The organism is Ensifer sp. 38_S197 (assembly GCF_056924495.1).
On the sequence record NZ_JBXOVZ010000002.1, the window covers coordinates 1,968,626 to 1,990,238 of the forward strand.

20 protein-coding genes are annotated in these 21,613 nt (G+C 61.4%); 14 read left to right on the forward strand and 6 right to left on the reverse strand.

From position 1 onward, the window contains the following. Positions 1-161: 161 nt before the first annotated feature. Complete coding sequence (locus tag AC1Z3V_RS22625; RefSeq protein ID WP_483501840.1) at positions 162-638, reverse strand: BA14K family protein; 477 nt, start codon at positions 636-638, stop codon at positions 162-164. A 117-nt stretch (positions 639-755) separates the two neighbouring features. Next, positions 756-2,822 carry a lytic transglycosylase domain-containing protein gene (locus AC1Z3V_RS22630; RefSeq protein WP_483501841.1) on the reverse strand — a complete coding sequence of 689 codons (2,067 nt, stop codon included), beginning with the start codon at positions 2,820-2,822 and terminating at the stop codon, positions 756-758. Between the two features lie 288 nt (positions 2,823-3,110). On the opposite strand from AC1Z3V_RS22630, the gene dapA reads away from it, so the two are divergent. Further along, positions 3,111-3,995 (forward strand): 4-hydroxy-tetrahydrodipicolinate synthase, encoded by an 885-nt coding sequence (dapA, locus tag AC1Z3V_RS22635; RefSeq protein WP_483501843.1) that lies wholly within the window; start codon positions 3,111-3,113, stop codon positions 3,993-3,995. Continuing rightward, positions 3,995-4,474, forward strand: coding sequence for an SsrA-binding protein SmpB (gene smpB, locus AC1Z3V_RS22640; protein WP_429808219.1), 480 nt, complete (start codon positions 3,995-3,997; stop codon positions 4,472-4,474). The genes dapA and smpB overlap by 1 nt, the downstream gene beginning before the upstream one ends. 177 nt (positions 4,475-4,651) lie before the next feature. On the opposite strand, the gene AC1Z3V_RS22645 is transcribed toward smpB, so the two are convergent. Then, positions 4,652-5,233 carry a LabA-like NYN domain-containing protein gene (locus tag AC1Z3V_RS22645; protein WP_057252816.1) on the reverse strand — a complete coding sequence of 194 codons (582 nt, stop codon included), beginning with the start codon at positions 5,231-5,233 and terminating at the stop codon, positions 4,652-4,654. A 467-nt stretch (positions 5,234-5,700) separates the two neighbouring features. Here AC1Z3V_RS22645 and rpoZ point away from each other — a divergent pair, with 467 nt between their 5' ends. The 8 genes from rpoZ (at position 5,701) to era (ending at position 12,621) form a co-directional block, all read left to right on the forward strand. Next, positions 5,701-6,108 (forward strand): DNA-directed RNA polymerase subunit omega, encoded by a 408-nt coding sequence (rpoZ, locus tag AC1Z3V_RS22650; RefSeq protein WP_173515996.1) that lies wholly within the window; start codon positions 5,701-5,703, stop codon positions 6,106-6,108. A 215-nt stretch (positions 6,109-6,323) separates the two neighbouring features. Next, positions 6,324-8,549: a RelA/SpoT family protein gene (locus AC1Z3V_RS22655; RefSeq protein ID WP_429808223.1), complete on the forward strand. Its 2,226-nt coding sequence runs from the start codon at positions 6,324-6,326 to the stop codon at positions 8,547-8,549. Between the two features lie 202 nt (positions 8,550-8,751). Further along, a complete protein-coding gene (locus AC1Z3V_RS22660; RefSeq protein WP_112975742.1) occupies positions 8,752-8,901 on the forward strand; it encodes a DUF3563 family protein in 150 nt (49 codons plus the stop codon). 190 nt (positions 8,902-9,091) lie between these two features. Further along, positions 9,092-9,646 (forward strand): DUF2062 domain-containing protein, encoded by a 555-nt coding sequence (locus AC1Z3V_RS22665; protein WP_483501846.1) that lies wholly within the window; start codon positions 9,092-9,094, stop codon positions 9,644-9,646. Next, positions 9,643-10,062 carry a holo-ACP synthase gene (gene acpS, locus AC1Z3V_RS22670; RefSeq protein ID WP_429808230.1) on the forward strand — a complete coding sequence of 140 codons (420 nt, stop codon included), beginning with the start codon at positions 9,643-9,645 and terminating at the stop codon, positions 10,060-10,062. Before AC1Z3V_RS22665 ends, acpS begins: the two co-directional genes overlap by 4 nt. A 161-nt stretch (positions 10,063-10,223) precedes the next feature. Next, positions 10,224-10,967 carry a signal peptidase I gene (gene lepB / locus AC1Z3V_RS22675; RefSeq protein ID WP_483501848.1) on the forward strand — a complete coding sequence of 248 codons (744 nt, stop codon included), beginning with the start codon at positions 10,224-10,226 and terminating at the stop codon, positions 10,965-10,967. Further along, positions 10,967-11,683, forward strand: coding sequence for a ribonuclease III (gene rnc / locus AC1Z3V_RS22680; RefSeq protein ID WP_483504135.1), 717 nt, complete (start codon positions 10,967-10,969; stop codon positions 11,681-11,683). Before lepB ends, rnc begins: the two co-directional genes overlap by 1 nt. Positions 11,684-11,691: 8 nt before the next feature. Further along, entirely contained in the window at positions 11,692-12,621 is a 930-nt protein-coding gene (gene era / locus AC1Z3V_RS22685; RefSeq protein ID WP_483501849.1) for a GTPase Era, read from the forward strand. Between the two features lie 175 nt (positions 12,622-12,796). Here the strand turns inward: era and arsC are convergent, their stop codons facing one another. Together arsC and AC1Z3V_RS22695 are read right to left on the reverse strand one after the other, a co-directional pair. Then, positions 12,797-13,225 carry an arsenate reductase (glutaredoxin) gene (arsC, locus tag AC1Z3V_RS22690; protein ID WP_483501851.1) on the reverse strand — a complete coding sequence of 143 codons (429 nt, stop codon included), beginning with the start codon at positions 13,223-13,225 and terminating at the stop codon, positions 12,797-12,799. A 125-nt stretch (positions 13,226-13,350) separates the two neighbouring features. Beyond that, positions 13,351-14,331, reverse strand: a complete 981-nt coding sequence (locus tag AC1Z3V_RS22695) for a glycerophosphodiester phosphodiesterase family protein (protein ID WP_483501853.1) — start codon at positions 14,329-14,331, stop codon at positions 13,351-13,353. 174 nt (positions 14,332-14,505) lie between these two features. Here AC1Z3V_RS22695 and AC1Z3V_RS22700 point away from each other — a divergent pair, with 174 nt between their 5' ends. The 4 genes from AC1Z3V_RS22700 (at position 14,506) to AC1Z3V_RS22715 (ending at position 20,187) form a co-directional block, all read left to right on the forward strand. Continuing rightward, complete coding sequence (locus AC1Z3V_RS22700; RefSeq protein WP_483501855.1) at positions 14,506-15,504, forward strand: glutathione S-transferase family protein; 999 nt, start codon at positions 14,506-14,508, stop codon at positions 15,502-15,504. Positions 15,505-15,834: 330 nt separating this feature from the next. Further along, positions 15,835-17,142 carry a cyclopropane fatty acid synthase gene (locus AC1Z3V_RS22705; protein ID WP_483501857.1) on the forward strand — a complete coding sequence of 436 codons (1,308 nt, stop codon included), beginning with the start codon at positions 15,835-15,837 and terminating at the stop codon, positions 17,140-17,142. 215 nt (positions 17,143-17,357) lie between these two features. Beyond that, the gene (locus tag AC1Z3V_RS22710; protein WP_483501859.1) at positions 17,358-19,664 is read left to right on the forward strand and encodes a Tex family protein; all 2,307 of its coding nucleotides are present in this window, start codon (positions 17,358-17,360) and stop codon (positions 19,662-19,664) included. A 205-nt stretch (positions 19,665-19,869) separates the two neighbouring features. Then, positions 19,870-20,187: a hypothetical protein gene (locus AC1Z3V_RS22715; RefSeq protein ID WP_429808256.1), complete on the forward strand. Its 318-nt coding sequence runs from the start codon at positions 19,870-19,872 to the stop codon at positions 20,185-20,187. A 46-nt stretch (positions 20,188-20,233) separates the two neighbouring features. On the opposite strand, the gene rkpK is transcribed toward AC1Z3V_RS22715, so the two are convergent. Continuing rightward, positions 20,234-21,547 (reverse strand): UDP-glucose 6-dehydrogenase, encoded by a 1,314-nt coding sequence (rkpK, locus tag AC1Z3V_RS22720; protein ID WP_483501860.1) that lies wholly within the window; start codon positions 21,545-21,547, stop codon positions 20,234-20,236. Between the last annotated feature and the right edge of the window lie 66 nt (positions 21,548-21,613).

Consider the following 21,613-nt stretch of genomic DNA (forward strand, 5'->3'; position numbering starts at 1 on the left):
CGCAGTCTCCTTCAAAACCAGTCGGATCGTAGCCGTTGAAGGGGAAAGGGCAAGCGGTGATGTCGGAGTCTGGCGAGCGCCGCTAAGACGCGTATTGGCCAATCAAATGCTCCGCTGGAGCACATTAGTATCGCCATCACACAACCGGGCATCATGTGTTGTCAGTAGGGCGAATAGCACTGACGCCTTGGGCCGCCATAGGGCTGATAGGTATTGTCCCAGGCACGATAGGACCGATAGCGTGCGTAGCACCAGCGCGTGTGGGGACTGCCACCGCTATAATATCTCGGCTGACTCAACAAACCGCCGACGATCGCACCCGCGGCGAGACCACCGAAAAACGCGCCGACATCATTATGGTGGTGGTGATAGTATCCGCGATAATGGTCGCGATAATAGCCATCCCGATAGTATCCGTCCCGATAATAGCCGTGTCGGCCATCTCGATAGTAGCCTCTGCAATTGGGCCAGCAGTTGCGCCCGTTCTTGCGCTCCTCACCTCGCTCGTAAGAGAATTGCACCCGTTGGACATCGCTCGCCTGAGAGGCAACCTGTGGAGCGGTGGGGAAGGCTTCGGCTGGCGGGACACTGCTCATCGCTGTCGCCAGCGACAGCGCAATCATTGTCAATGTCTTCATCGCACTCACCATTTTCCTTCAGGAAAGATCGAACCTTCAGGAAGAAAATGGTTGAAATCGCCGTTTGTGCCGGCAGTGACTATCACAATTGCTTGATCACGGCAGTCAGAACTCAAACTATTGCCGCCCCATTCTCAGATCTTCGACGATGTCGGCCGTCTGGCCGAGCCTCGACTTGTAGACCTGATAGTTTTCCATGACCCGCTGGACATAGTTCCGCGTCTCCTGGAATGGGATGCGCTCGATCCAGTCGACGACTTCGTCGATCGGCTTGCCGCGCGGATCGCCGTAGCGGCCAAGCCATTCCGGAACCCGGCGCGGACCGGCATTATAGGCAATGAAGGTCAGGATATAGGACCCGCCGAAGCTGCTGATCTGTTCGCCGAGATAGTGGGCGCCAAGCGTGGCGTTGTAGCCGGCGTCGCTGGTCAGCTTGTCCTGCGAATAGGCAAGGCCATAGCGGCTGGCGACGCCCTTGGCGGTACCCGGCATCAGTTGCAGCAGGCCGCGGGCATTGGCGGTGGAGATGGCTGCAGGATTGAAGGCGCTTTCTTGTCGCGCGATGGCATAGGCCAGCGCCTTGCCGGAGCCGTCGATATTGGCGGTCGAAGGGATCACCCCGACCGGGAAGGCGAGGGCGGCGACGTCGATGCCACGCCCGAATGCAATCTTGCCGATCTGGAGCGAAAGCTGATGGTTGCGGGCCTTCTCCGCTCGCGCCGAAAGCAGCGCGAGTTCGCCGGGGCTGGTCAGCTCCTCCGCAAGCGCACGGTAGATACTCTCGGCGCGCCAGGCGTGGCCGGCGCTTTCAAGCCGGGTGATCGCACGCACCGCTTCACGAATCTCAAATCTTGTCCGGTCATCTGCCGTTGGGGCAGGGTAGGCGACGTTCAGCGTCTTGCGGCCAAGTCGGGCGGCGGCCAGTTGCCCATAGAACGTTCCGGGGTAGCGTGCCGCATTGGCGAAGCACTCGCTGGCATTGCCGGGTCCGCCAGCCTCGGCTGATCGGCCCAGCCAGTACCAGGCGCGCGAGGCGGAAAGCGGGCGGTTGGAGACCTCGAGGATACGGCGGAAATGGCGAGCGGCGATCGCCGGATCTTCCATGCCGCGAAGCGCATACCAGCCCGCGTGGAATTCGGCATCGACGATATCGGTCGCATCCGTTGCCGCATGACTGGCCGCGATCCGGTAGGCGCCCTCAAAGTCGCCCGCGTCAAGCAGGCCTCGGCTGACCACGCGTTGTTCGACCCACCATTCGCCGGGGTTGATGAGTGCCCCTTTGTCCTTTGGCATACGGGCAAGCAACTTGGCTGCTTCCTCGTATTTCTTCTGTTTGCGCAGGAACTCGATCTGAATGAAAAGATAGGCGGGATCTCTGCGCCAGGAAGGGTCGACCGCCGCGATCAGTGCATCTGCTTTGTCGTTGCCGCGGCTGACCGCTGCCCAGGCGCGGTAGAGCGACTGCGCCTTGCCGAGGTCGCCAAAACGTTCGGCCTGTTCGACACGGTTGCGGTAGAGGAGCATAGCCATGCGCCGCTGGTGATCGGTGGGCGTCAGCAGGCTGGAAAACTCCGCCAAAATCCGGGTCTCCATGTCCTTGTCGAGTGCATCCCGTTGCCAAATTTCGCGCAACCGTTTCGCAGCCGCATCCGGTTGTCCCTGGGCGACGAGCGCGCGAGCAAGGATGAGGGTTCCCTCGGTTGTCTCGGGTTGCGTGTTGCCGAAGGCGGCGAGGACGTCGGGTGCCGGCGGGTTTTCGCGATAGAGCGCCCGTTCCGAATTGGCGCGCAGGGATTTCAAGCCGGGCCAACCCTGCAGTTCGCGCTGGGCATCGGCAATCTCATAGGAGGGAATGCCGCGCTGGCCGGAAACGGCAATCGCCCAGGTCAGGATGTGACGATCCAGCGCGTCGCGGCTCATGGTGTTGCACACGGCAATCGCGGCCAGGGGCTGCCGGTTGGAGAGGGCGTCGAGTCCCGCCTTCAGATCGCTGTCGATCGGCGCGACGATTGCCGGAATGGCGTTGGTGGTCTCGTCGGCAGCAACTGGCGCAGCCTTGCCGGATTTGTCGGGTCTGTGGGTCGGGACCGGTATTCGTTCCGGCGTTTCGGAACCAAGCGCCGGCGATGTGAGCAGCGCAGCGCCGATGATGGCGGCGACGGGCAGGAAAATTGATCCGCGCATCAAGAGGCTGTGTTCCCCGTGTCTCACATCAGTTGCCGCCGGATTGTCTGAGGCAGACTAGCGGCCAATATTGATCATGGCAATCGTACCTTGCCGCGCAAGCCTGTGGCTGAGCGGGACCATCATGCGGGCCGAACGTCAAGCTTTTGCACGAAAACCGGCGTGAAATGCCGTGTCACGACGCTTGCCGCAGCCCCCTCACATGATTATGGTGCGGCAGTTTTTTAACCGTCGATTACGGCCAAAGCATGAGTGCATTTCGCGTCCTTGTGCCGTCAGGAGTTGTGCATGTTCAAGGGTTCCATTCCCGCTCTCGTAACACCGTTCACCGCGACCGGCGCGGTGGATGTGGATGGTTTCGTCGCGCATGTGGAATGGCAGATAAAAGAAGGCAGCCATGGTCTCGTGCCGGTCGGCACCACCGGCGAGTCTCCGACCCTTTCCCATGACGAGCACAAGAAAGTCGTCGAACTCTGCATCGAGGCGGCCGCCAAGCGGGTGCCTGTGATTGCCGGCGCCGGCTCCAACAACACGACGGAAGCGATCGAGCTTGCCCAGCACGCCGAAAAGGCCGGTGCCGACGCGATCCTCGTTGTCACGCCCTATTACAACAAGCCGACGCAGAAGGGCCTCTTCGCGCATTATGCGGCGATCGCCGAGAGCGTGAAGCTGCCCATCGTGATCTACAACATTCCCGGCCGTTCGGTCGTGGATATGCATGTCGAGACGATGGCGGCGCTCAGCAAGGCCTATGCCAATATCATCGGCGTCAAGGATGCGACCGGCAAGATCGAGCGCGTATCCGAGCAGCGCATGGCCTGCGGCCCGGATTTCGTGCAGCTTTCCGGTGAGGACGCGACCGCGCTCGGCTTCAACGCCCATGGTGGTGTCGGCTGCATTTCCGTTACGGCCAACGTGGCTCCACGCCTTTGCGCCGAGTTCCAGGAGGCAACGCTTGCCGGCGAATTCGCCAAGGCGCTCGCCTATCAGGATAAGCTGATGCCGCTGCACAAGGCGATCTTCATGGAGCCCGGTCTCTGCGGTGCGAAATATGCTCTGAACCGCCTTGGCCGGATGAGCCGCGCCGTACGCTCGCCGCTGTTGTCGACCCTGGAGCCGGCAACCGAGGCAGCGATCGACGCGGCACTGAGGCATGCAGGATTGATGAACTGATGGCACCCAAAGGAAGCCAGCGCACGGTCAACAAGGTCGTGGCGGAAAACCGAAAGGCCCGCTTCAACTACGAGATCGTCGACACCTACGAGGCCGGTCTGGTTCTGACCGGCACCGAGGTCAAGTCGTTGCGCGAGGGCAAGGCCAACATCGCTGAATCCTATGCGACGGACGAAGGCGGCGAGATCTGGCTGATCAACTCCTATCTGCCGGAATATCTGCAGGCGAACCGCTTCAACCATGAAACGCGGCGGCGGCGGAAGCTGCTTCTGTCGAAGCGCGAGGTCAATCGTCTGCAGGGCGCGGTGAACCGCGAAGGCATGTCGCTGATTCCGCTGCGCATCTACTTCAACGAGCGCGGCCGGGCCAAGCTCGAGTTAGCGCTCGGCAAGGGCAAGAAGCTTCACGACAAGCGCGAGAGCTCGAAAGAGCGCGATTGGAACCGGCAGAAAAGCCGCCTGCTGAAGGACCGCGGCTAAACGATCGCAAGTCTGCCAGATCGTCGCCACCGGTCAATGCCAACGAACACGACCAGACCGAAGGTCCTTGCCCATGGAGGTCGAGGCTCGCGCGACACGGCGCCGCCATCGTCTGCCCAAAAGCGTTGATCCGCCCTTCGAGCTCCAGCTTGAAAGCGCTTCGCTGATTGTGCCGTTTTAGATTTCGACGGGGTCCGCCACCGGTTCGGCCGTATGCCGCGGTGTACGTTCGGAAGGCTCGCGGCCGATCTCTGCCCGCAGCGTCGCGAGGTCGATGAAGTGATCGGCCTGGCGACGCAGGTCGTCGGCGATCATCGGCGGCTGGGTCGACATCGTCGAGACGACCGAGACCTTGCGGCCCTTGCGCTGCAGCGCTTCGACAAGCGTGGTGAAGTCGCCGTCACCGGAGAAGATGACGAGGTGATCGACGGTCTCGGACTGCTCCATTGCGTCGATAGCGAGCTCGATGTCCATGTTGCCTTTGATCTTGCGGCGACCGAGCGAGTCGGTGAATTCCTTGGCCGGCTTCGTCACGACCTTGTAACCGTTGTAGTCTAGCCAATCGATCAGCGGGCGAATCGAAGAATATTCCTGATCTTCAATGAGCGCGGTGTAATAGTAGGCGCGCAGCAGATAGCCGCGTTTTTGAAAGGCTTTCAGCAGCTTGCGATAGTCGATGTCAAAGCCGAGGCTTTTCGATGCCGCGTAGAGATTTGCGCCGTCGATAAAAAGTGCGATCTTTTCGCGGGGATCAAACATCGTCTTTCCTTTTCAATGCCGGCGCATCAAAGGCCCGCTGCCGGCCGATACGCAAAATAAGTCGTTTACATTAATAATTGCTGATATTGCAAATAATGTAGGCTAGGCATTGCATTATTCCAGCAGGGCGCTCGCGAATATAGCTAGTTTTAGCAGTTGCTATAGATAGTCCACATCCCTGGAATGCCTTTTCTACCAGGCGTTTTGGCGTTGTGGCCTACAATGCAACCAGGTGTTTGCGAGTAAGGTTTTCCAGCCCATTTGGATCGCATTTTATCACGAAGTGTGACGTTACGTGAGCGTCACTTGAAGGAAAAACTTGAACTTGCCTTGTTTTGATTGTATCCGGGCGGCTAATTCCAGAAATCGGAGCCGACGAGGCCGTCGCTAGACGGCTGTTTCCGGTTTCGTGTCGTCAATCCGTGCAGCGGCCATGCCGCCGCGCTTCGAGCCCAAAAGGACAGGCAATGGCCCGCGTCACCGTCGAAGATTGCATCGACAAGGTCGATAACCGTTTCGAACTCGTTCTGCTTGCCAGCCACCGCGCGCGCCTGATCTCTCAGGGTGCCGCCATCACTATCGACCGCGACAACGACAAGAACCCGGTCGTTGCGCTGCGCGAGATCGCCGATGAAACGCTTTCTCCCGACGATCTCAAGGAAGATCTGATCCACTCGCTGCAGAAGCATGTTGAAGTGGACGAGCCCGAGCCCGACCCGGCTTCGCTGCTTCAGTCGGAATCGGAGACCACGTTCGCCGAGGTTGCCGAAGACGAGGATCAGCCGGAAGCGATCACGTTCGACCGCATGTCGGAAGAGGAACTGTTGGCCGGCATCGAAGGTCTCGTGCCGCCGGAAAAGAGCGACGACTATTGAGATCCTTCGCGGAACGCCCGTTCCCGCGTGTTTTCAAAGCAGTGCGCCACTCGTATGATTGGCGCACTTTTTTATTGATTTCTTCCAGAGCGGGACGAGGAAAAGTGTTTGCGGTTTTCCGCCCGCATTCCGCTCTAACTTATGAGAAACGATCACGTTTATGATTTTAGGCCGATCCGGCCTGAAATCATCCCGCTCTAGAGGACCGCCAGCGAATGATGCGCCAATACGAGCTCGTAGAGCGCGTGCAAAAATACAAGCCCGACGCCAATGAAGCCTTGCTGAACAAGGCCTACGTCTATGCGATGCAGAAGCATGGCCAGCAGAAGCGGGCAAGCGGCGATCCCTATATCTCTCATCCCTTGGAAGTGGCGGCCATCCTGACGGAAATGCGGCTCGACGAGTCGACGATTGCGGTCGCGCTGCTCCACGATACCATCGAAGACACGACGGCGACCCGCCAGGAGATCGACGATCTCTTCGGCGAGGACATCGGTGCGCTCGTCGAGGGGCTGACGAAGATCAAGAAGCTCGATCTCGTCACCAAGAAGGCCAAGCAGGCCGAGAACCTGCGCAAGCTGCTGCTGGCCATTTCGGATGACGTGCGCGTTTTGTTGGTGAAGCTTGCCGATCGGCTGCACAATATGCGCACTCTCGACCACATGTCGGCGGAAAAGCGGGCCCGCATCTCCGAAGAAACCATGGATATCTATGCGCCGCTCGCCGGCCGCATGGGTATGCAGGACATGCGCGAGGAACTCGAAAATCTCTCGTTCCGCCACATCAATCCTGAGGCGTTCGAGACGGTTACCCGGCGACTGGAGGAGCTTTCCCAGCGCAACGAAGGTCTGATCAAGAAGATCGAGGACGAATTGCGGGAACTCCTTCAGGCTGAAGGCCTGAAGGCTGCACAGGTCAAGGGGCGCCAGAAGAAGCCCTATTCGGTCTTCCGCAAGATGCAGTCGAAGTCCCTGTCCTTCGAACAGCTTTCCGACGTCTGGGGTTTCCGCATCATCGTCGATGACATCCCGTCCTGCTACCGGGCGCTCGGCATCGTCCACACTCGCTGGCGTGTCGTTCCCGGTCGGTTCAAGGATTATATCTCGACGCCCAAGCAGAACGACTACCAGTCGATCCACACGACGATCGTCGGTCCGTCGCGCCAGCGCATCGAGCTGCAGATCCGCACGCGGCGGATGAACGACATCGCCGAATACGGTATCGCGGCCCATTCGCTCTACAAGGACGGGGAGGGGAACTCGAACGATACCGGCCTGTCGCCGACCTCGAACGCCTATTCCTGGCTGCGGCGCACGATCGAATCGCTCGCGGAGGGTGATAATCCCGAAGAATTCCTCGAGCACACCAAGCTCGAATTGTTTCAGGATCAGGTGTTCTGCTTCACGCCCAAGGGGCAGCTCATCGCGCTGCCGCGTGGCGCGACGCCGATCGACTTCGCCTACGCCGTGCATACCAACATTGGCGACACCTGCGTCGGTGCCAAGATCAACGGCCGCATCATGCCGCTGGTCACCCGCCTCAACAATGGCGACGAGGTGGAGATCATCCGCTCGGGCATCCAGGTGCCGCCGCCGGCCTGGGAAGAGATAGTCGTGACAGGCAAGGCGCGTTCGGCGATCCGCCGCGCGACGCGAGCCGCCATTCGCAAACAATATGCCGGGCTCGGCTATCGCATTCTGGAGCGCACCTTCGAGCGCGCCAACAAGACGTTTTCGCGCGAAGCGCTGAAGCCGGCCCTGCATCGTCTCGGTCAGAAGGAAGTCGAAGACGCGATCGCCGCCGTCGGTCGCGGCGAGCTTTCTTCTCTCGATGTCCTGCGCGCCGTCTTCCCGGACCATCAGGACGAGCGCGTGACGGTGAAGCCCAGCGCCGACGATGGCTGGTTCAACATGCGCAGCGCCGCCGGCATGGTGTTCAAGCTGCCGGGCCGCGGCAAGGATGCGAACGGCGCAGCCCAGGCCGAAGGGCCGGAAGCGCTTCCAATTCGCGGCCTCTCCGGCAATGCCGAAGTGCATTTCAGCCCCGCAGGCGCCATTCCCGGCGATCGCATCGTCGGTATCATGGAGAAGGACAAGGGCATCACCATCTACCCGATCCAGTCGCCGATCCTGCAGAAATTCGACGACGAGCCGGAACGCTGGATCGATGTGCGTTGGGATCTGGATGAGGCCAATAGCAGCCGCTTCATGGCGCGGATTGCGATCAGCGCCCTGAACGAGCCCGGAACGCTGGCTGAGGTGGCCCAGGCGATCGCGACCAGCGACGTCAACATCCGCTCACTGTCGATGGGCCGCGTGGCGGCGGACTTCAGCGAGCTGCAGTTCGATCTCGAGGTTTGGGATCTGCGTCAGCTCAACCACCTGATCGCGCAGCTCAAGGAATTGCCGAGCGTGTCGATGGTGAAACGCCTCTTCGAGTGAGTCGATCGGCACGGCTGCCAGCAGCGCCGCCGTGCCTGCTGCCGGGCCATTCTGCACATGGATGCCTCAAAAACAGGCATGGAATGCATGGCAAAGCGGCAAGGTATGCTGTATGCGCATGGCTGCCGCCTTTTCCTGGAACTGGTGGGAAAGGGATCTCTAAACTATCTTCTGTCTCGGGAGGTAAACAAAGAGGTTTGCCATGTTCAATCAGTTGAAGAAGATCACCCGCGCACTGCGCGTCCCCACTCAGGAAGAGCGCGAGCTCGCCTATCTCAACAATTCGGTCGATCGTATCGATCTCGAATATCGTCAGCGTCAGATCGACCGCGGCCTGTTCCGCAACTACTAATTCGATCGCGTCCCGTCGCATGGCGGGATGCTGAAGCTATGCGTTCGATGAATGGCTCGCCTGCGACATGTGCGCGGCGCGCCGGCGGGTTGCAAGCAACGGGCATGACGCCTATCTTGCGGCCAGCAAACAGGCGGACGCGCCGTCTTGTGCCGGGCCACGGCATCCAAGATGCGGTCATGACGGCAGAATGTTATTCAGACGTAGAAAACCGGTCACGATTTCCGAAAGGCTCCGCGCGTTCCTTTGGCCACGCAAGGGCTTTCGGCGTGGCCCGCGTTACATCGCCTTGCGTGTCCTGCGTCTCGCTTCGACGCCGCATTCGATTGCTGTCGGCGTGGCTGCTGGCGTGGCATCGTCGTTCACGCCGTTCTTCGGCCTGCACATCGTCATAGCCGTCGCCCTGGCCTTCGTCTTCTCGGGCAACCTGGTTGCCGCCGCGATCACCACCGCGCTTGCCAACCCGGTGACGATCCCCGTGATTCTGACGGCGTCCTATGAGCTCGGCATCGCGCTTTTGGGCCTCGAAAGCGCCCATGCCGCCAGCAGTGCCGACGTCATGCTTATGGTCGAGCACCTCGACCTTTCCGCCCTTTGGGGACCGGTGTTCAAGCCGATGCTCATCGGCTCCCTACCGCTGGCCGCTGCTGGCGCGCTGATTTCCTATATCGCGGCTTACCATGCGGCTCGCATCTTTCAGAAGCGACGCCCGGCGCGCGCCAAAGACTTCGGACCTCCCTCATGATCATAGGCATAGGCAGCGACCTGATCGATATCAGGCGGATCGAAAATTCACTTTCCCGCTTCGGCGAGCGTTTCGTGCAGCGCTGTTTCACCGATGTCGAGATCGTCAAGTCCGAAGGCCGGAAGAACAGGGCTGCGTCCTACGCCAAGCGGTTCGCGGCCAAGGAAGCCTGTTCGAAGGCGCTGGGCACGGGGCTGGCGCAGGGTGTCTTCTGGAAGGACATGGGCGTCATCAATTTGCCCGGCGGCAAGCCGACTATGAACCTCACCGGCGGTGCGGCGGAGCGTTTGGCGCAGATGCTGCCGCCCCATCACCGGGCGGCCATTCACCTGACGATTACCGACGATTTTCCTCTGGCGCAGGCCTTCGTGATTATCGAAGCGCTGCCCGTTGCCCCGGTTGAGGGAACGGTTTAGAGCATTCCGCTGGAAAACCCGGTCCCGGGCGATTGAAGGGCAGGCAGTCTGCAGCATATGAGACCGCATTGTACGCAGTTTGAAGGTGGGATCAAAACTGCGGAAGAAAGTTGAGAGCAAGCCCCGGCGAGGGCGTTGCCATGATAAAGGAAGACAAAAGCGTGGCAGAAAAGACAGAAGCGAAGCAGAGCGGCCTCTGGGAAAACGTGAAGGTCGTTATCCAGGCGCTGCTCCTGGCCGTCGTCATCCGTACGGTGCTCTTTCAGCCCTTCACCATTCCCTCGGGCTCGATGATGCCGACGCTGCTCGTCGGCGACTACATCTTCGTCAACAAGTTCGCCTACGGCTTCTCTAAGTATTCCCTGCCGCTCTCGCCCGATCTGTTTTCCGGCCGCATCTTCGCAAGCGAGCCGAAGCGCGGCGATATCGTCGTCTTCCGCTTCCCGCCGAATCCCGACATTGACTATATCAAGCGCCTCGTCGGTCTTCCGGGTGATCGCGTCCAGGTGCGCAACAGCATCCTCTACATCAACGACAAGCCGGTCGACCGCGTGCCGGACGGTGCGTTCCGCGCCGACGACCAGTACGACACGGGCGGAGACGTCCCGGTCTATCGCGAAACCATGGACAACGGCGTTTCCTACGACACGCTTGACCAGTTCCCGGATTCGCGCGGCGACAATACCCGCGAATTCATCGTGCCCGAAGGCCACTATTTCATGATGGGCGACAACCGCGACAACTCGGCCGACAGCCGCTTTGACGTTGGCTTCGTGCCGGCCGAGAACCTGGTTGGCCGCGCCAGCATGATCTTCTTCTCGCTCGGCAACGACACCTCGTTCCGCGAAATCTGGAAGTGGCCGGCGAACCTGCGTTACGATCGTCTGTTCAAGGCGGTCGAATGATGAAGTCGCGGTCGCTGAGCGCGGAGGATCGGGCCAAGCTCGAGACCGTGATTGGCTATCAGTTCGCCGAGAAGGAGCGCCTGGATCGGGCGCTCACCCATTCCAGCGCCCGCAGCGCCAAGGGCTCCAACTATCAGCGCCTGGAGTTCCTGGGAGACCGGGTGCTGGGGCTCTGCGTTGCCGAGCTTCTGTTCCAGACTTTTCGCGATGCAAACGAAGGCGAGCTCTCGGTGCGGCTGAACCAGCTCGTCAGTGCCGAAAGCTGCGCCAAGGTCGCCGACGATCTGGAACTGCACCAGTTCATTCGCACCGGCTCGGACGTCAAGAAGATTACCGGCAAGGCGATGATGAATGTGCGGGCCGATGTGGTAGAGTCGCTCATCGCCGCCATCTATCTCGATGGGGGCCTTGAAGCCGCCCGCGGTTTCGTGCTGCGCCACTGGAAAGACAGGGCAGTACGCGCCGACGGTGCCCGCCGCGATGCGAAGACCGAATTGCAGGAATGGGCGCATGCCAAGTTCGGCATCGCGCCGACTTACAGGACGGACGATCGTTCCGGCCCGGACCATGATCCCCGCTTCACGGTAACCGTGGAGATTTCGGGGATCGCGCCGGAGACCGGGATCGATAGGTCCAAGCGTGGCGCCGAGCAGGTCGCCGCGATGAAATTGCTGGAACGCGAAGGCGTGTGGCGGAAAAACTCCGCCGGAAATTGACGGAAAAAATGACGGATATGGAAAAAGATATGGCCGCCGAGGGCGCGCCGACCCACTCGGGTTTCGTGGCGCTGATCGGCGCGACCAACGCAGGCAAGTCGACCCTGGTCAACCGCCTTGTTGGCGCCAAGGTGTCGATCGTCAGCCACAAGGTCCAGACGACGCGTGCGATCGTGCGCGGCATCGCCATCCACGACAACGCCCAGATCGTCTTCATGGACACGCCCGGCATTTTCAAGCCGCGGCGCCGGCTCGACCGCGCCATGGTGACCACCGCCTGGGGCGGCGCCAAGGATGCGGACGTGATCATGTTCCTGATCGATAGCGAACGCGGCTTGAAGGGCGATGCGGAAGCGATCCTCGAGGGGCTCAAGGAAGTGCACCAGCCGAAGATCCTCGTGCTGAACAAGATCGACCAGGTGCGCCCAGAGGACCTCTTGAAGCTTGCGGCTGCCGCTAACGAGACGATCAAGTTCGACCGCACCTTCATGATCTCGGCGCTCAACGGTTCCGGCTGCGACGACATGATGGACTATCTTGCGGCCGCTCTGCCCGAAGGCCCCTGGTATTATCCGGAAGATCAGATTTCCGATCTGCCGATGCGCCAGCTTGCAGCCGAAATCACCCGAGAAAAGCTGTTCCTGCGGCTGCACCAGGAACTTCCCTATTCCTCGCATGTCGAAACCGAGAAGTGGGAAGAGCGCAAGGATGGCTCGGTACGCATCGAACAGGTGATCTACGTCGAGCGCGAAAGCCAGAAGAAGATCGCGCTCGGCAAGGGCGGCGACGCGATCAAGGCGATTTCGACCGCATCGCGCAAGGAGATCTCCGAGATCCTCGAGCAGCCGGTGCATCTCTTCCTGTTCGTCAAGGTGCGCGAGAACTGGGGCGACGACCCCGAGCGCTTCCGCGAAATGGGTCTCGAGTTTCCGCGATAAGCCTGGCTGCACTGGCCCGCTGCAACAGGACTTGGCGCCCGCACACAGGACGGGCCTCGCATTGCGGCGCGCGCCTGCCGAGATGCGCGCAGGTTGCCGCAACACTTCAGATCTACCGCATAAGTCCTTAAATCGATTCCGAAGCAGGCCTTGTGCAGCGCCGCCGAAAGCGAGATCAGACGTCTGAAATGCGCTTTCCCTCTGCGTCGAGAACCGGCTCGCCGTCCTCCTTCGAGAACGGACCCTTGTGCGTATCGGGCAGGATGTCGAGCACCAATTCGGACGGGCGGCAAAGCCGCGTGCCGATCGGCGTCACCACGAAGGGACGGTTGATGAGGATCGGATGCTCCATCATCGCGTCGAGCAGGCGATCGTCGCTGAGTGCGGGGTCGGCGAGCCCGAGGTCCTCATAGGGCGTGCCTTTCTGGCGGATCACGTCACGAACCGTCAGGCCGGCATCGGCGATCATCTTTGCGAGTTCCCGCCGCGATGGCGGCGCCTGCAGATACTCGACCACGGTCGGTTCTATGCCGGCGTTGCGGATCATCGCCAGCGTATTGCGCGAGGTGCCACAGGCGGGGTTATGGTAGATCGCGACGTCCATGAGCTTGCCTCCTGCGAAGTCGAGACGGGCCGGCCGCTGCTGACGGGTCCCGACGATTGTTCTCGAAGTCATAGGATCGATGCCGGCAAGCGGCAAGCGGCGTGCTGGATGGTGCCACAGTTCTTTCAGCGGTCGGCGATCCGGCGCGTTCCCAGTGCCGGTCCGATCACCTCGATCCGGTTGGTCCAGATGTAGCCGGAAAACCCCGGCGGCACCAATTCCAGATCCTGCATCGTATCGATCCCGGTGGTGAAGTCGCCGCCGTGATAGGGGCCGAGCAGGATGATCTCGCTTCCGGCCGCTTTCATGCGTTCGGCGAAACGGTCGGGCCAGCCCCACAGGAAGTGCGCATAGTTGCCGGGAACCACGACGAGGGTGTTCTTGCAGGCCTCCGGCATGAGACCCGTCCAGCCGTAACCGAGATACCGGGTAAGGCACGCCATCGTCGATGTCCGGTCATAGCCGCGCATGCCGTCCAGGCGCTTCATCGTCTCGCGGGTCGGTTCTTCGCCGCCATAGACCCCGAACACGGCCTCTCGCCATTGCGGCTGCGCTTCGACCAGCTTTGCGAGTGCCGTGCCTTCCTCGGCGCGCCGGCTCTTGAAGTTGATCAGGAACTTGCGGTCGGGCAGGGAGGCCAGCACTTCGTCCAGCGTCGGCATCTGGCCGACACCCTTGCCGCGGAAGGGGAACGTCTTGCCGCCATCGGCCGTATAGCCGTAGCCGATATCGAGGCCCTTCAGCAGCGCCATCGGCGTCTCTTCAGTCACGCCCTTACCTTCGGTCCGGCAATCGAGCGTCCAGTCGTGGAAGACGGCGAATTGCTTGTCCGGCGTCAGATGCACGTCGAGTTCGACGACATCGGCGCCAGCATCGAAGGCGGCCTGCATCGAGGCGATCGTGTTTTCGAGATAGGGATGCCGCGGGGTGTCGATGATCGTTGCCGTACAGGTGTCGTTGCCGACATTCGCTTTCGGATAGGTCTGGTGGACGCCTCGGTGTGCGAGCAGTTTCGCCGAGCCCGGCGGCGGCGTGACAAACAGCGACGTGTTCATCAGCCAGACCATGGCGGCAAACAGCGCAAAAGCGGCAAGGGCCTTCTTCATTCCGATTCTCCTCTTGAAATCGGGATTGCCCGACAATGTGGCGCGACGATGGTCATGCACGTATCGCGTGCGTGTCGCGGATTGCGAACAATGTGTCACCCGCGCGCGCGATTGACCCTCGGCCGAGCCCTGTGAGACGTAGCTACCGCTGATATTGCGATCCGGAGAAAAGAAATGCCGCAGCTTGTCGAGGGGAAATGGGTCAAGGGCGACGTTGCGGCGAGCGAGATGAAGGGCGGCGCATTCCACCGGGAACCGACACGCTTTCACCGCTGGATCACGCCAGACGGAAGCCCGGGCCCGGATGGCCAGCCGGCTCTGCCGGCCGAGGCTGGGCGCTACCGCCTGTTCGTTTCCTATCTCTGCCCCTGGGCCTCGCGCACGATCGCTTTCAGAAATCTCAAGGGATTGCAGCAGATCATCGGGCTCACGGTGTCCAACCCGGTGCTCGGCGAGGATGGCTGGATCTATGACGAGCCCGTCGATGCCGGCGAGCGCGTCGGCAAGATTCGCTTCCATCATGAACTCTATGTGGCGAGCGACCCGACCTATACAGGCAAGGTCTCAGTCCCGGTTCTCTGGGATATGCAGGAGGGGCGGATCGTCAACAACGAGTCCGCAGACATCATCCGCATCCTGAACTCAGCCTTTGATCACCTGACCGGCAACCGGCTCGATTTCTATCCGGAGGCGCTGCGCAGCGACATCGATCGCTGGAACCGCCCGATCTACGAACGGGTCAACAACGGCGTCTACCGGTGCGGCTTTGCGAAGACGCAGGAAGCCTATGATGAGGCGGTGGCGAGCCTGTTCGGCATGCTCGACGGGCTTGACGCGCATCTTGCGATCAACCGGTATCTCGCCGGCGCGTACATGACCGAGGCTGACATCCGCCTGTTCGTCACCCTGGTTCGCTTCGATGCGGCCTATCACGGCGCCTTCAAATGCAACATCCGCCGGATCGAAGACTACTCGGCGTTGTCGAGCTATTTGCGTGAAATCTATCAATGGCCGGGCATCCGCGAGAGCGTACGCATCGATCACATCAAGCGCGGCTACTACGGCATTGCCCACATCAATCCGACCCGTATTGTTGCCGCTGGCCCAACCCTGGATTTCGATCGCCCGCATGATCGCGCTCGCCTGCCGGGCCGCGGGATCGTTGGTGCTTAGGCCTCTTCCACAGCAATTGCTAAGGAAACAAATCTATGAGGGGCCACAAAGAGCCCATTGCCAATCGATTGAAGCTTCCTAGATTAATGGAAGTTCTGATGGATAGGAGCCCGATGGCGGCTGGCCTGACGAATATCCGGCGACGCAAGCACGAGGAGCCTGACGCGCCGCTGGATGCCCGTGAGGCCACGCCCGAGCCGGTTCTCGCCGCTTCGGGACGCGCCGCGTCTGTTCCCAATGCGCGCTCGCACCCCCCGCAAGCCCCGAACGAGCCGACCTTCGCATCTCTCGTGCACCAGGACACGTCTGTAGGTCTGGTAGGGGTGGGATATGAATGCAGCATTGTTGACTTTGCTTCGTCGCCTGGTGCGCAACGGCAACCTGACGGTGACATTTTCTTCCGGCGAACAGGTCATCTTGGGTGACGGCACCGGAAAACCGGCATCGATCCGCATCGTCGATGCAGAAGCGGAGAAAGCGATCGTCCGGGACCCGGGCCTTCGCTTCGGTGAGATGTACATGGATGGGCGCGTCGTCATCGAAAGAGGTGACATCTTCGACGTGCTTTCGATCGTCAAGGACAATGGGCTGGAGAATGCGGCAACCTTTGCCAACACGCTGACGGCCCTGCAGCATATCTTGCGCCAGCAGGTGCGGAGCCGCCTGCCTGTCAACCGCAACCGGCACAATGTTGCACATCACTACGATCTCGATCGCAAGCTCTTCAACCTGTTCCTCGATGAGGACTGGCAATATTCCTGCGCCTATTTCCAGCCGCGGGGCATCTCGCTCGATGCGGCCCAGCTTGCCAAGAAACGGCACATCGCCGCGAAGCTTCTGCTGGAGCCGGGGCAGAAGGTGCTGGAAGTCGGGTCTGGCTGGGGCGGAATGGCCATGTATCTGGCCGAATCCTCCGGGGTTGAGGTCACCGGCATCACGCTCAGCGAGGAACAACTCAAGGTGTCCCGTGATCGCGCCGCCCGGCGCGGGCTTTCCGATCGCGTCCGCTTCGAACTGCAGGACTACCGCACCATGCAGGGGCGGCAGTTCGATCGCATCGTCTCCGTCGGTATGTTCGAGCATGTCGGCATCGGCAACTACGGAATTTTCTTCAACAAGATGAAGGAGTTGCTGAAGCCTGAAGGCGTCATGCTGCTGCATTCGATCGGCCAGGTCTACAAGCCCTGGGCAACCAATCCATGGATCGAAAAATATATCTTCCCCGGCGGTTACATTCCCGCTCTTTCCGAGGTTCTGCCGTCGGTCGAGCGCATGCGGCTCCTGGTGAAGGATATCGAGATCCTGCCAATGCACTATGCCTGGACCTTGCGGGCATGGCGGGAGCGGTTTGTCGCTCGCCGCGAAGAGGCGGTGCGGCTCTACGACGAACGCTTCTTCCGCATGTGGGAATTCTATCTGGCGGCTTCCGAAACGGCCTTCCTCTATGACAAGCACTTCATCTTCCAGCTCCAGCTTTCACCTTCTCTCGATGCCGTTCCGGTCTCGCGCGGTTACATCGAGGAGCGGGAGCGGCAATTGATCGAGTTCGAAAAACGCCGGCCGCCGCTCGAACCGGTGAACAATTGGGATGAGGCGCCGCCGGAAGAACATATCGAGCCGGCTGCCATCGCAGTCTGATCCAAGGCCATCTCCTTGGCTCCCAGGGGGCCGGGGATGGCCACCTCCCATCTTCTGTGGAGTTCCGGATTTCCTCCGAAAGCCTTCACTTGGCCTGGAAGCTCTGCGCCTCTATGGTCGCCAGCCAAACGAACTGCCTGTTTCCCTGGGTCATCTGCGATCCAGGGACAAAACGTGCAGTGCTTCGAAGCGCTGCAGGAAAGACGGAATTGCCCATGGTTAGCCCCGCAAAATCGATCGCCGCCATCATCGCCAGTGAAATCAAGGCAACAGCTTCTCAGGTTACCGCCGCTGTCGAACTGCTGGACGAGGGGGCAACGGTGCCGTTCATCGCGCGCTACCGCAAGGAAGTGACTGGCGGGCTCGACGATACGCAACTGCGTGTGCTGGCGGAGCGGCTGGCCTACTTGCGCGAACTCGAGGCACGTCGGGCGTCGATCCTCGAGTCGATCCGCGGGCAGGGCAAGCTGACCGACGAACTCGAAGCCAAAATCGCCGCCGTCGAAACCAAAGCCGAGCTCGAAGACATCTATCTGCCCTATAAGCCGAAGCGCCGCACCAAGGCCGAGATCGCCCGCGAGCGCGGCCTCGGGCCACTGGCCGAAGCGATCCTTGCCGATCGCTCCATGGCGCCGGCCGATCGTGCAACCGCCTTCCTGTCCGCCGAGGTCGTCGATGTGAAGGCGGCGCTCGAAGGCGCCCGCGACATCATCGCCGAAGGCATGACCGAAAACGCCGACTTGCTCGGCCGCCTGCGCAACCACATGAAGGGCGCCGCCTTCCTGCGCGCGAAGGTGGTCGAAGGCAAACAGGAAGCCGGCGCCAAGTTCTCAGACTACTTCGACCACTCAGAGCGTTGGGCGACGACACCCAGCCACCGGGCGCTGGCGATGCTGCGCGGTTGGAACGAAGAGGTGCTTTCCGTCGATATCGTCGTCGACCAGGACGATACCTCGCCGGTCAAGCCTGTCGAGCGCATGATCGCCGCCGCCTACAATGTCGGCGCCCATCTGCCGGGTGACAAATGGCTGGCCGAGATGATCGGCTGGACCTGGCGCGTGAAGCTCTCCATGTCGCTGTCGCTCGACCTGATGCGCGAACTGCGCGAGCGCGCCGAGGAGGAAGCGATCCACGTTTTTGCCCGCAACCTCAAGGACCTGTTGCTTGCCGCACCCGCGGGATCGCGGGCGACGATGGGCCTTGATCCGGGCATCCGCACCGGCGTCAAGGTCGCCGTGGTCGATGGCACCGGCAAACTGCTCGAAACGACGACCGTCTATCCGTTCCCGCCGAAAAACGACATCCGCGGCACACAGGCCGAGCTCGCCTCGCTGGTCCGCAAGCACAAGGTGGAACTGATCGCGATCGGCAACGGCACGGGTAGCCGCGAGACCGAAAAGCTCGTCGCCGACATGCTGCAGCAACTGCCTGCGCCAAAGCCGACCAAAGTTATCGTCTCCGAAGCCGGAGCATCGGTTTACTCGGCCTCCGAAACCGCCGCCCTGGAGTTCCCCGGCCTCGACGTTTCTCTGCGCGGTGCCGTTTCAATCGCCCGTCGCCTGCAGGATCCGCTGGCCGAACTCGTGAAGATCGAACCGAAATCGATCGGCGTCGGCCAGTACCAGCACGACGTCGACCAGTCGAAGCTCAGCCGCTCGCTCGATGCGGTGGTGGAAGATGCGGTGAATGCCGTCGGCGTCGACGTCAACACGGCGTCGGCTCCGCTGCTCGCCCGTGTTTCCGGTCTCGGCAAATCCTCGGCCGAGGCGATCGTGGCGCATCGCGACGCGACCGGGCCGTTTGAAAGCCGCAAGGAGCTGTTGAAGGTGCCGCGGCTTGGCGCGCGTACCTTCGAACAGTGCGCAGGCTTCCTGCGTATCCCGAACGGCAAGGAGCCACTCGACGCCTCTTCCGTGCATCCGGAAGCCTATGGCGTTGCCAAGAAGATCGTTGCCGCCTGCGGCCGCGACGTGCGCGCGCTGATGGGCGACAGCGCTGCATTGAAGAAGCTCGATCCGAGGACCTTCGTGGACGAAAGGTTCGGTCTGCCGACCGTCAAGGACATCCTGGCCGAACTTGAAAAGCCGGGCCGTGACCCGCGCCCGAGCTTCAAGACGGCGACCTTCGCCGAGGGTGTCGACGATATCAAGGACCTGAAGGTCGGCATGCAGCTCGAGGGCACCGTTACCAATGTTGCGGCCTTCGGTGCCTTCATCGACATCGGCGTGCACCAGGACGGGCTTGTACACGTGTCACAACTGGCGGACCGCTTCATCAAGGATCCGCACGAAGTGGTGAAAACCGGAGACGTCGTGACGGTCCGCGTCACCGAGGTGGACATCGCCCGCAAGCGCATCGGTCTGACCATGCGGAAGGATGGTGGCGCCGAGTCTGGCCGTGAGGCGCGTGGGGGTGCACCGAATGGTGGCAACCGCGGTGCGCCCGTGCGCCAGCAGAAGCCGCAAGCGCCGTCGCAAGGCGCCTTCGGCACGGCCTTGATGGAAGCGATGAAACGCAAATAGCCGTGCTTCCATTGGGGCGCTCCGGCGCCCCGAGGGATAGTCTATAATTTAGATAATTGTAATAATCTTGGCTTTCCGCCATACTCTCCCCATCGTGGCACGTGCAGCTTTGTGAGCAATGTGCCGATCGAGCGGCCGGATAGACGGCGGAAAAGGTCAGCGGAAACTCCTCCTCCGCCGGGCATCCGGTGAAAGGAGTTGCGTGATGGTACGCAAGGTGATCCGCGGCTGCGCGCTGGCCGCCCTTCTGGCGGCAGGCGTGATGGCGCGCCCGGTTCCGGCAGTTTCCCAAGCCCCCATAAATTGCGCGAACCGATCCGAGGTGATCGAGTTTCTGGCGCGACAATATCGGGAAAAACCAGCCGCGACGGCGCTCATCAATCCTCAGGCGATCATGGAAGTCTACGCGGCCGACAACGGCAGCTGGACACTGATCGTCACCGACGTCAATGGCCGCAGCTGCGTCATCCTTGCGGGCAAGAGTTGGGAAGCTCTGCCGCCACTGCCGGTTCCAAAAGCATAGCCGGCCGCGCCATACCGTGCGCGGCCTCTCGCCGGTTGAGACCCCCTCAGAGGGGTCGGCCGATGCTGGAATAGGCAAAGCCGTGCTTGGCGACCTCATCCTGGCGGTAGATGTTCCGGAGATCGACGAGCACAGGCGTCTTCATCGCCGCTTTCAGGCGGCGGAAATCCAGCGCCCGGAACTCGTTCCATTCCGTCACGATCACCAGCGCGTCCGCCTCGTTGGCCGCCTCGTAGGGATCGCCGGCGTAATCGATGCCGTCGATGATCTTCCTGGCGTTCTCCATGCCTTCCGGGTCATAGCCGACAATGTGGGCGCCGGCATCCTGCAGCGTCTGCACGATGGCGATCGCCGGGCTGTCGCGCATGTCGTCGGTGTTCGGCTTGAAGGTGAGGCCGAGGATCGCGATCCTGTGGCCGCGCACGTCGCCGCCGGCGGCCGCGATCACCTTGCGCCCCATCGCCCGCTTGCGGTTGTCGTTGATCGCAACCGTGGTCTCGACGAGGCGTACGGGCGCATCGTGGTCCTGGGCGGTCTTGACCAGGGCCAGCGTGTCCTTCGGGAAGCACGAGCCGCCGTAGCCGGGGCCGGCATGCAAGAACTTCGAGCCGATGCGGCCGTCGAGGCCGATGCCGCGGGCGACGTCCTGGACATTGGCGCCGACCTTTTCGCAGAGATCGGCCATCTCGTTGATGAAGGTGATCTTCATCGCCAGGAAGGCATTGCCGGCATACTTGATCAGCTCGGAGGTGCGGCGCGAGGTGAAGACGAGCGGCGACTGGTTGAGATAGAGCGGCCGGTAAACCTCGGTCATGACGTCGCGTGCCCGCTCGTCGTCGCCGGCAACGCCGATGACGATGCGGTCAGGCCGCTTGAAGTCCTCGATCGCCGCGCCCTCGCGCAGGAATTCCGGATTGGAGACGACGGCGAAATCGGCGCCGGGATTGGTCTCGCGGATGATGCGCTCGACCTCGTCGCCCGTGCCGACCGGAACGGTGGATTTGGTGACGATGACGGTGAAGCCCTGGAGATTGGCGGCGATCTCGCGGGCGGCCGCATACACATAGGAGAGGTCCGCATGACCGTCGCCGCGGCGGGAAGGGGTGCCGACCGCGATGAAGATCACGTCGCTGTCGGCGACGGCGGCAACGAGATCGGTGGTGAACGACAGCCGGCCCGAGGCGACGTTGCTGGCGACCAGCTGGTCGAGGCCGGGTTCGAAGATCGGGATCCGCCCCTGCATCAGCGCGTCGATCTTGCTCTCATCCTTGTCGAGACAAACGACGTCGTGGCCGAAATCCGCAAAACACACACCGGAAACGAGGCCCACATAGCCGGCGCCGATCATCGTGATTTTCATAGGCTCTTTCCTTTGTTGTCTGGCGAGCTCTTGTCGGTGAACGTGCAAACCATGCCGGTTTGCACG

What these genes read in the sequence shown, in the direction of transcription:
- AC1Z3V_RS22625 (WP_483501840.1), bottom strand. Translation starts at nt 638, where the DNA reads ATGAAGACATTGACAATGATTGCGCTGTCGCTGGCGACAGCGATGAGC.
- AC1Z3V_RS22630 (WP_483501841.1), bottom strand. Translation starts at nt 2,822, where the DNA reads ATGCGCGGATCAATTTTCCTGCCCGTCGCCGCCATCATCGGCGCTGCG.
- dapA (WP_483501843.1), top strand. Translation starts at nt 3,111, where the DNA reads ATGTTCAAGGGTTCCATTCCCGCTCTCGTAACACCGTTCACCGCGACC.
- smpB (WP_429808219.1), top strand. Translation starts at nt 3,995, where the DNA reads ATGGCACCCAAAGGAAGCCAGCGCACGGTCAACAAGGTCGTGGCGGAA.
- AC1Z3V_RS22645 (WP_057252816.1), bottom strand. Translation starts at nt 5,233, where the DNA reads ATGTTTGATCCCCGCGAAAAGATCGCACTTTTTATCGACGGCGCAAAT.
- rpoZ (WP_173515996.1), top strand. Translation starts at nt 5,701, where the DNA reads ATGGCCCGCGTCACCGTCGAAGATTGCATCGACAAGGTCGATAACCGT.
- AC1Z3V_RS22655 (WP_429808223.1), top strand. Translation starts at nt 6,324, where the DNA reads ATGATGCGCCAATACGAGCTCGTAGAGCGCGTGCAAAAATACAAGCCC.
- AC1Z3V_RS22660 (WP_112975742.1), top strand. Translation starts at nt 8,752, where the DNA reads ATGTTCAATCAGTTGAAGAAGATCACCCGCGCACTGCGCGTCCCCACT.
- AC1Z3V_RS22665 (WP_483501846.1), top strand. Translation starts at nt 9,092, where the DNA reads ATGTTATTCAGACGTAGAAAACCGGTCACGATTTCCGAAAGGCTCCGC.
- acpS (WP_429808230.1), top strand. Translation starts at nt 9,643, where the DNA reads ATGATCATAGGCATAGGCAGCGACCTGATCGATATCAGGCGGATCGAA.
- rnc (WP_483504135.1), top strand. Translation starts at nt 10,967, where the DNA reads ATGAAGTCGCGGTCGCTGAGCGCGGAGGATCGGGCCAAGCTCGAGACC.
- era (WP_483501849.1), top strand. Translation starts at nt 11,692, where the DNA reads ATGACGGATATGGAAAAAGATATGGCCGCCGAGGGCGCGCCGACCCAC.
- arsC (WP_483501851.1), bottom strand. Translation starts at nt 13,225, where the DNA reads ATGGACGTCGCGATCTACCATAACCCCGCCTGTGGCACCTCGCGCAAT.
- AC1Z3V_RS22695 (WP_483501853.1), bottom strand. Translation starts at nt 14,331, where the DNA reads ATGAAGAAGGCCCTTGCCGCTTTTGCGCTGTTTGCCGCCATGGTCTGG.
- AC1Z3V_RS22700 (WP_483501855.1), top strand. Translation starts at nt 14,506, where the DNA reads ATGCCGCAGCTTGTCGAGGGGAAATGGGTCAAGGGCGACGTTGCGGCG.
- AC1Z3V_RS22705 (WP_483501857.1), top strand. Translation starts at nt 15,835, where the DNA reads ATGAATGCAGCATTGTTGACTTTGCTTCGTCGCCTGGTGCGCAACGGC.
- AC1Z3V_RS22710 (WP_483501859.1), top strand. Translation starts at nt 17,358, where the DNA reads ATGGTTAGCCCCGCAAAATCGATCGCCGCCATCATCGCCAGTGAAATC.
- AC1Z3V_RS22715 (WP_429808256.1), top strand. Translation starts at nt 19,870, where the DNA reads ATGGTACGCAAGGTGATCCGCGGCTGCGCGCTGGCCGCCCTTCTGGCG.
- rkpK (WP_483501860.1), bottom strand. Translation starts at nt 21,547, where the DNA reads ATGAAAATCACGATGATCGGCGCCGGCTATGTGGGCCTCGTTTCCGGT.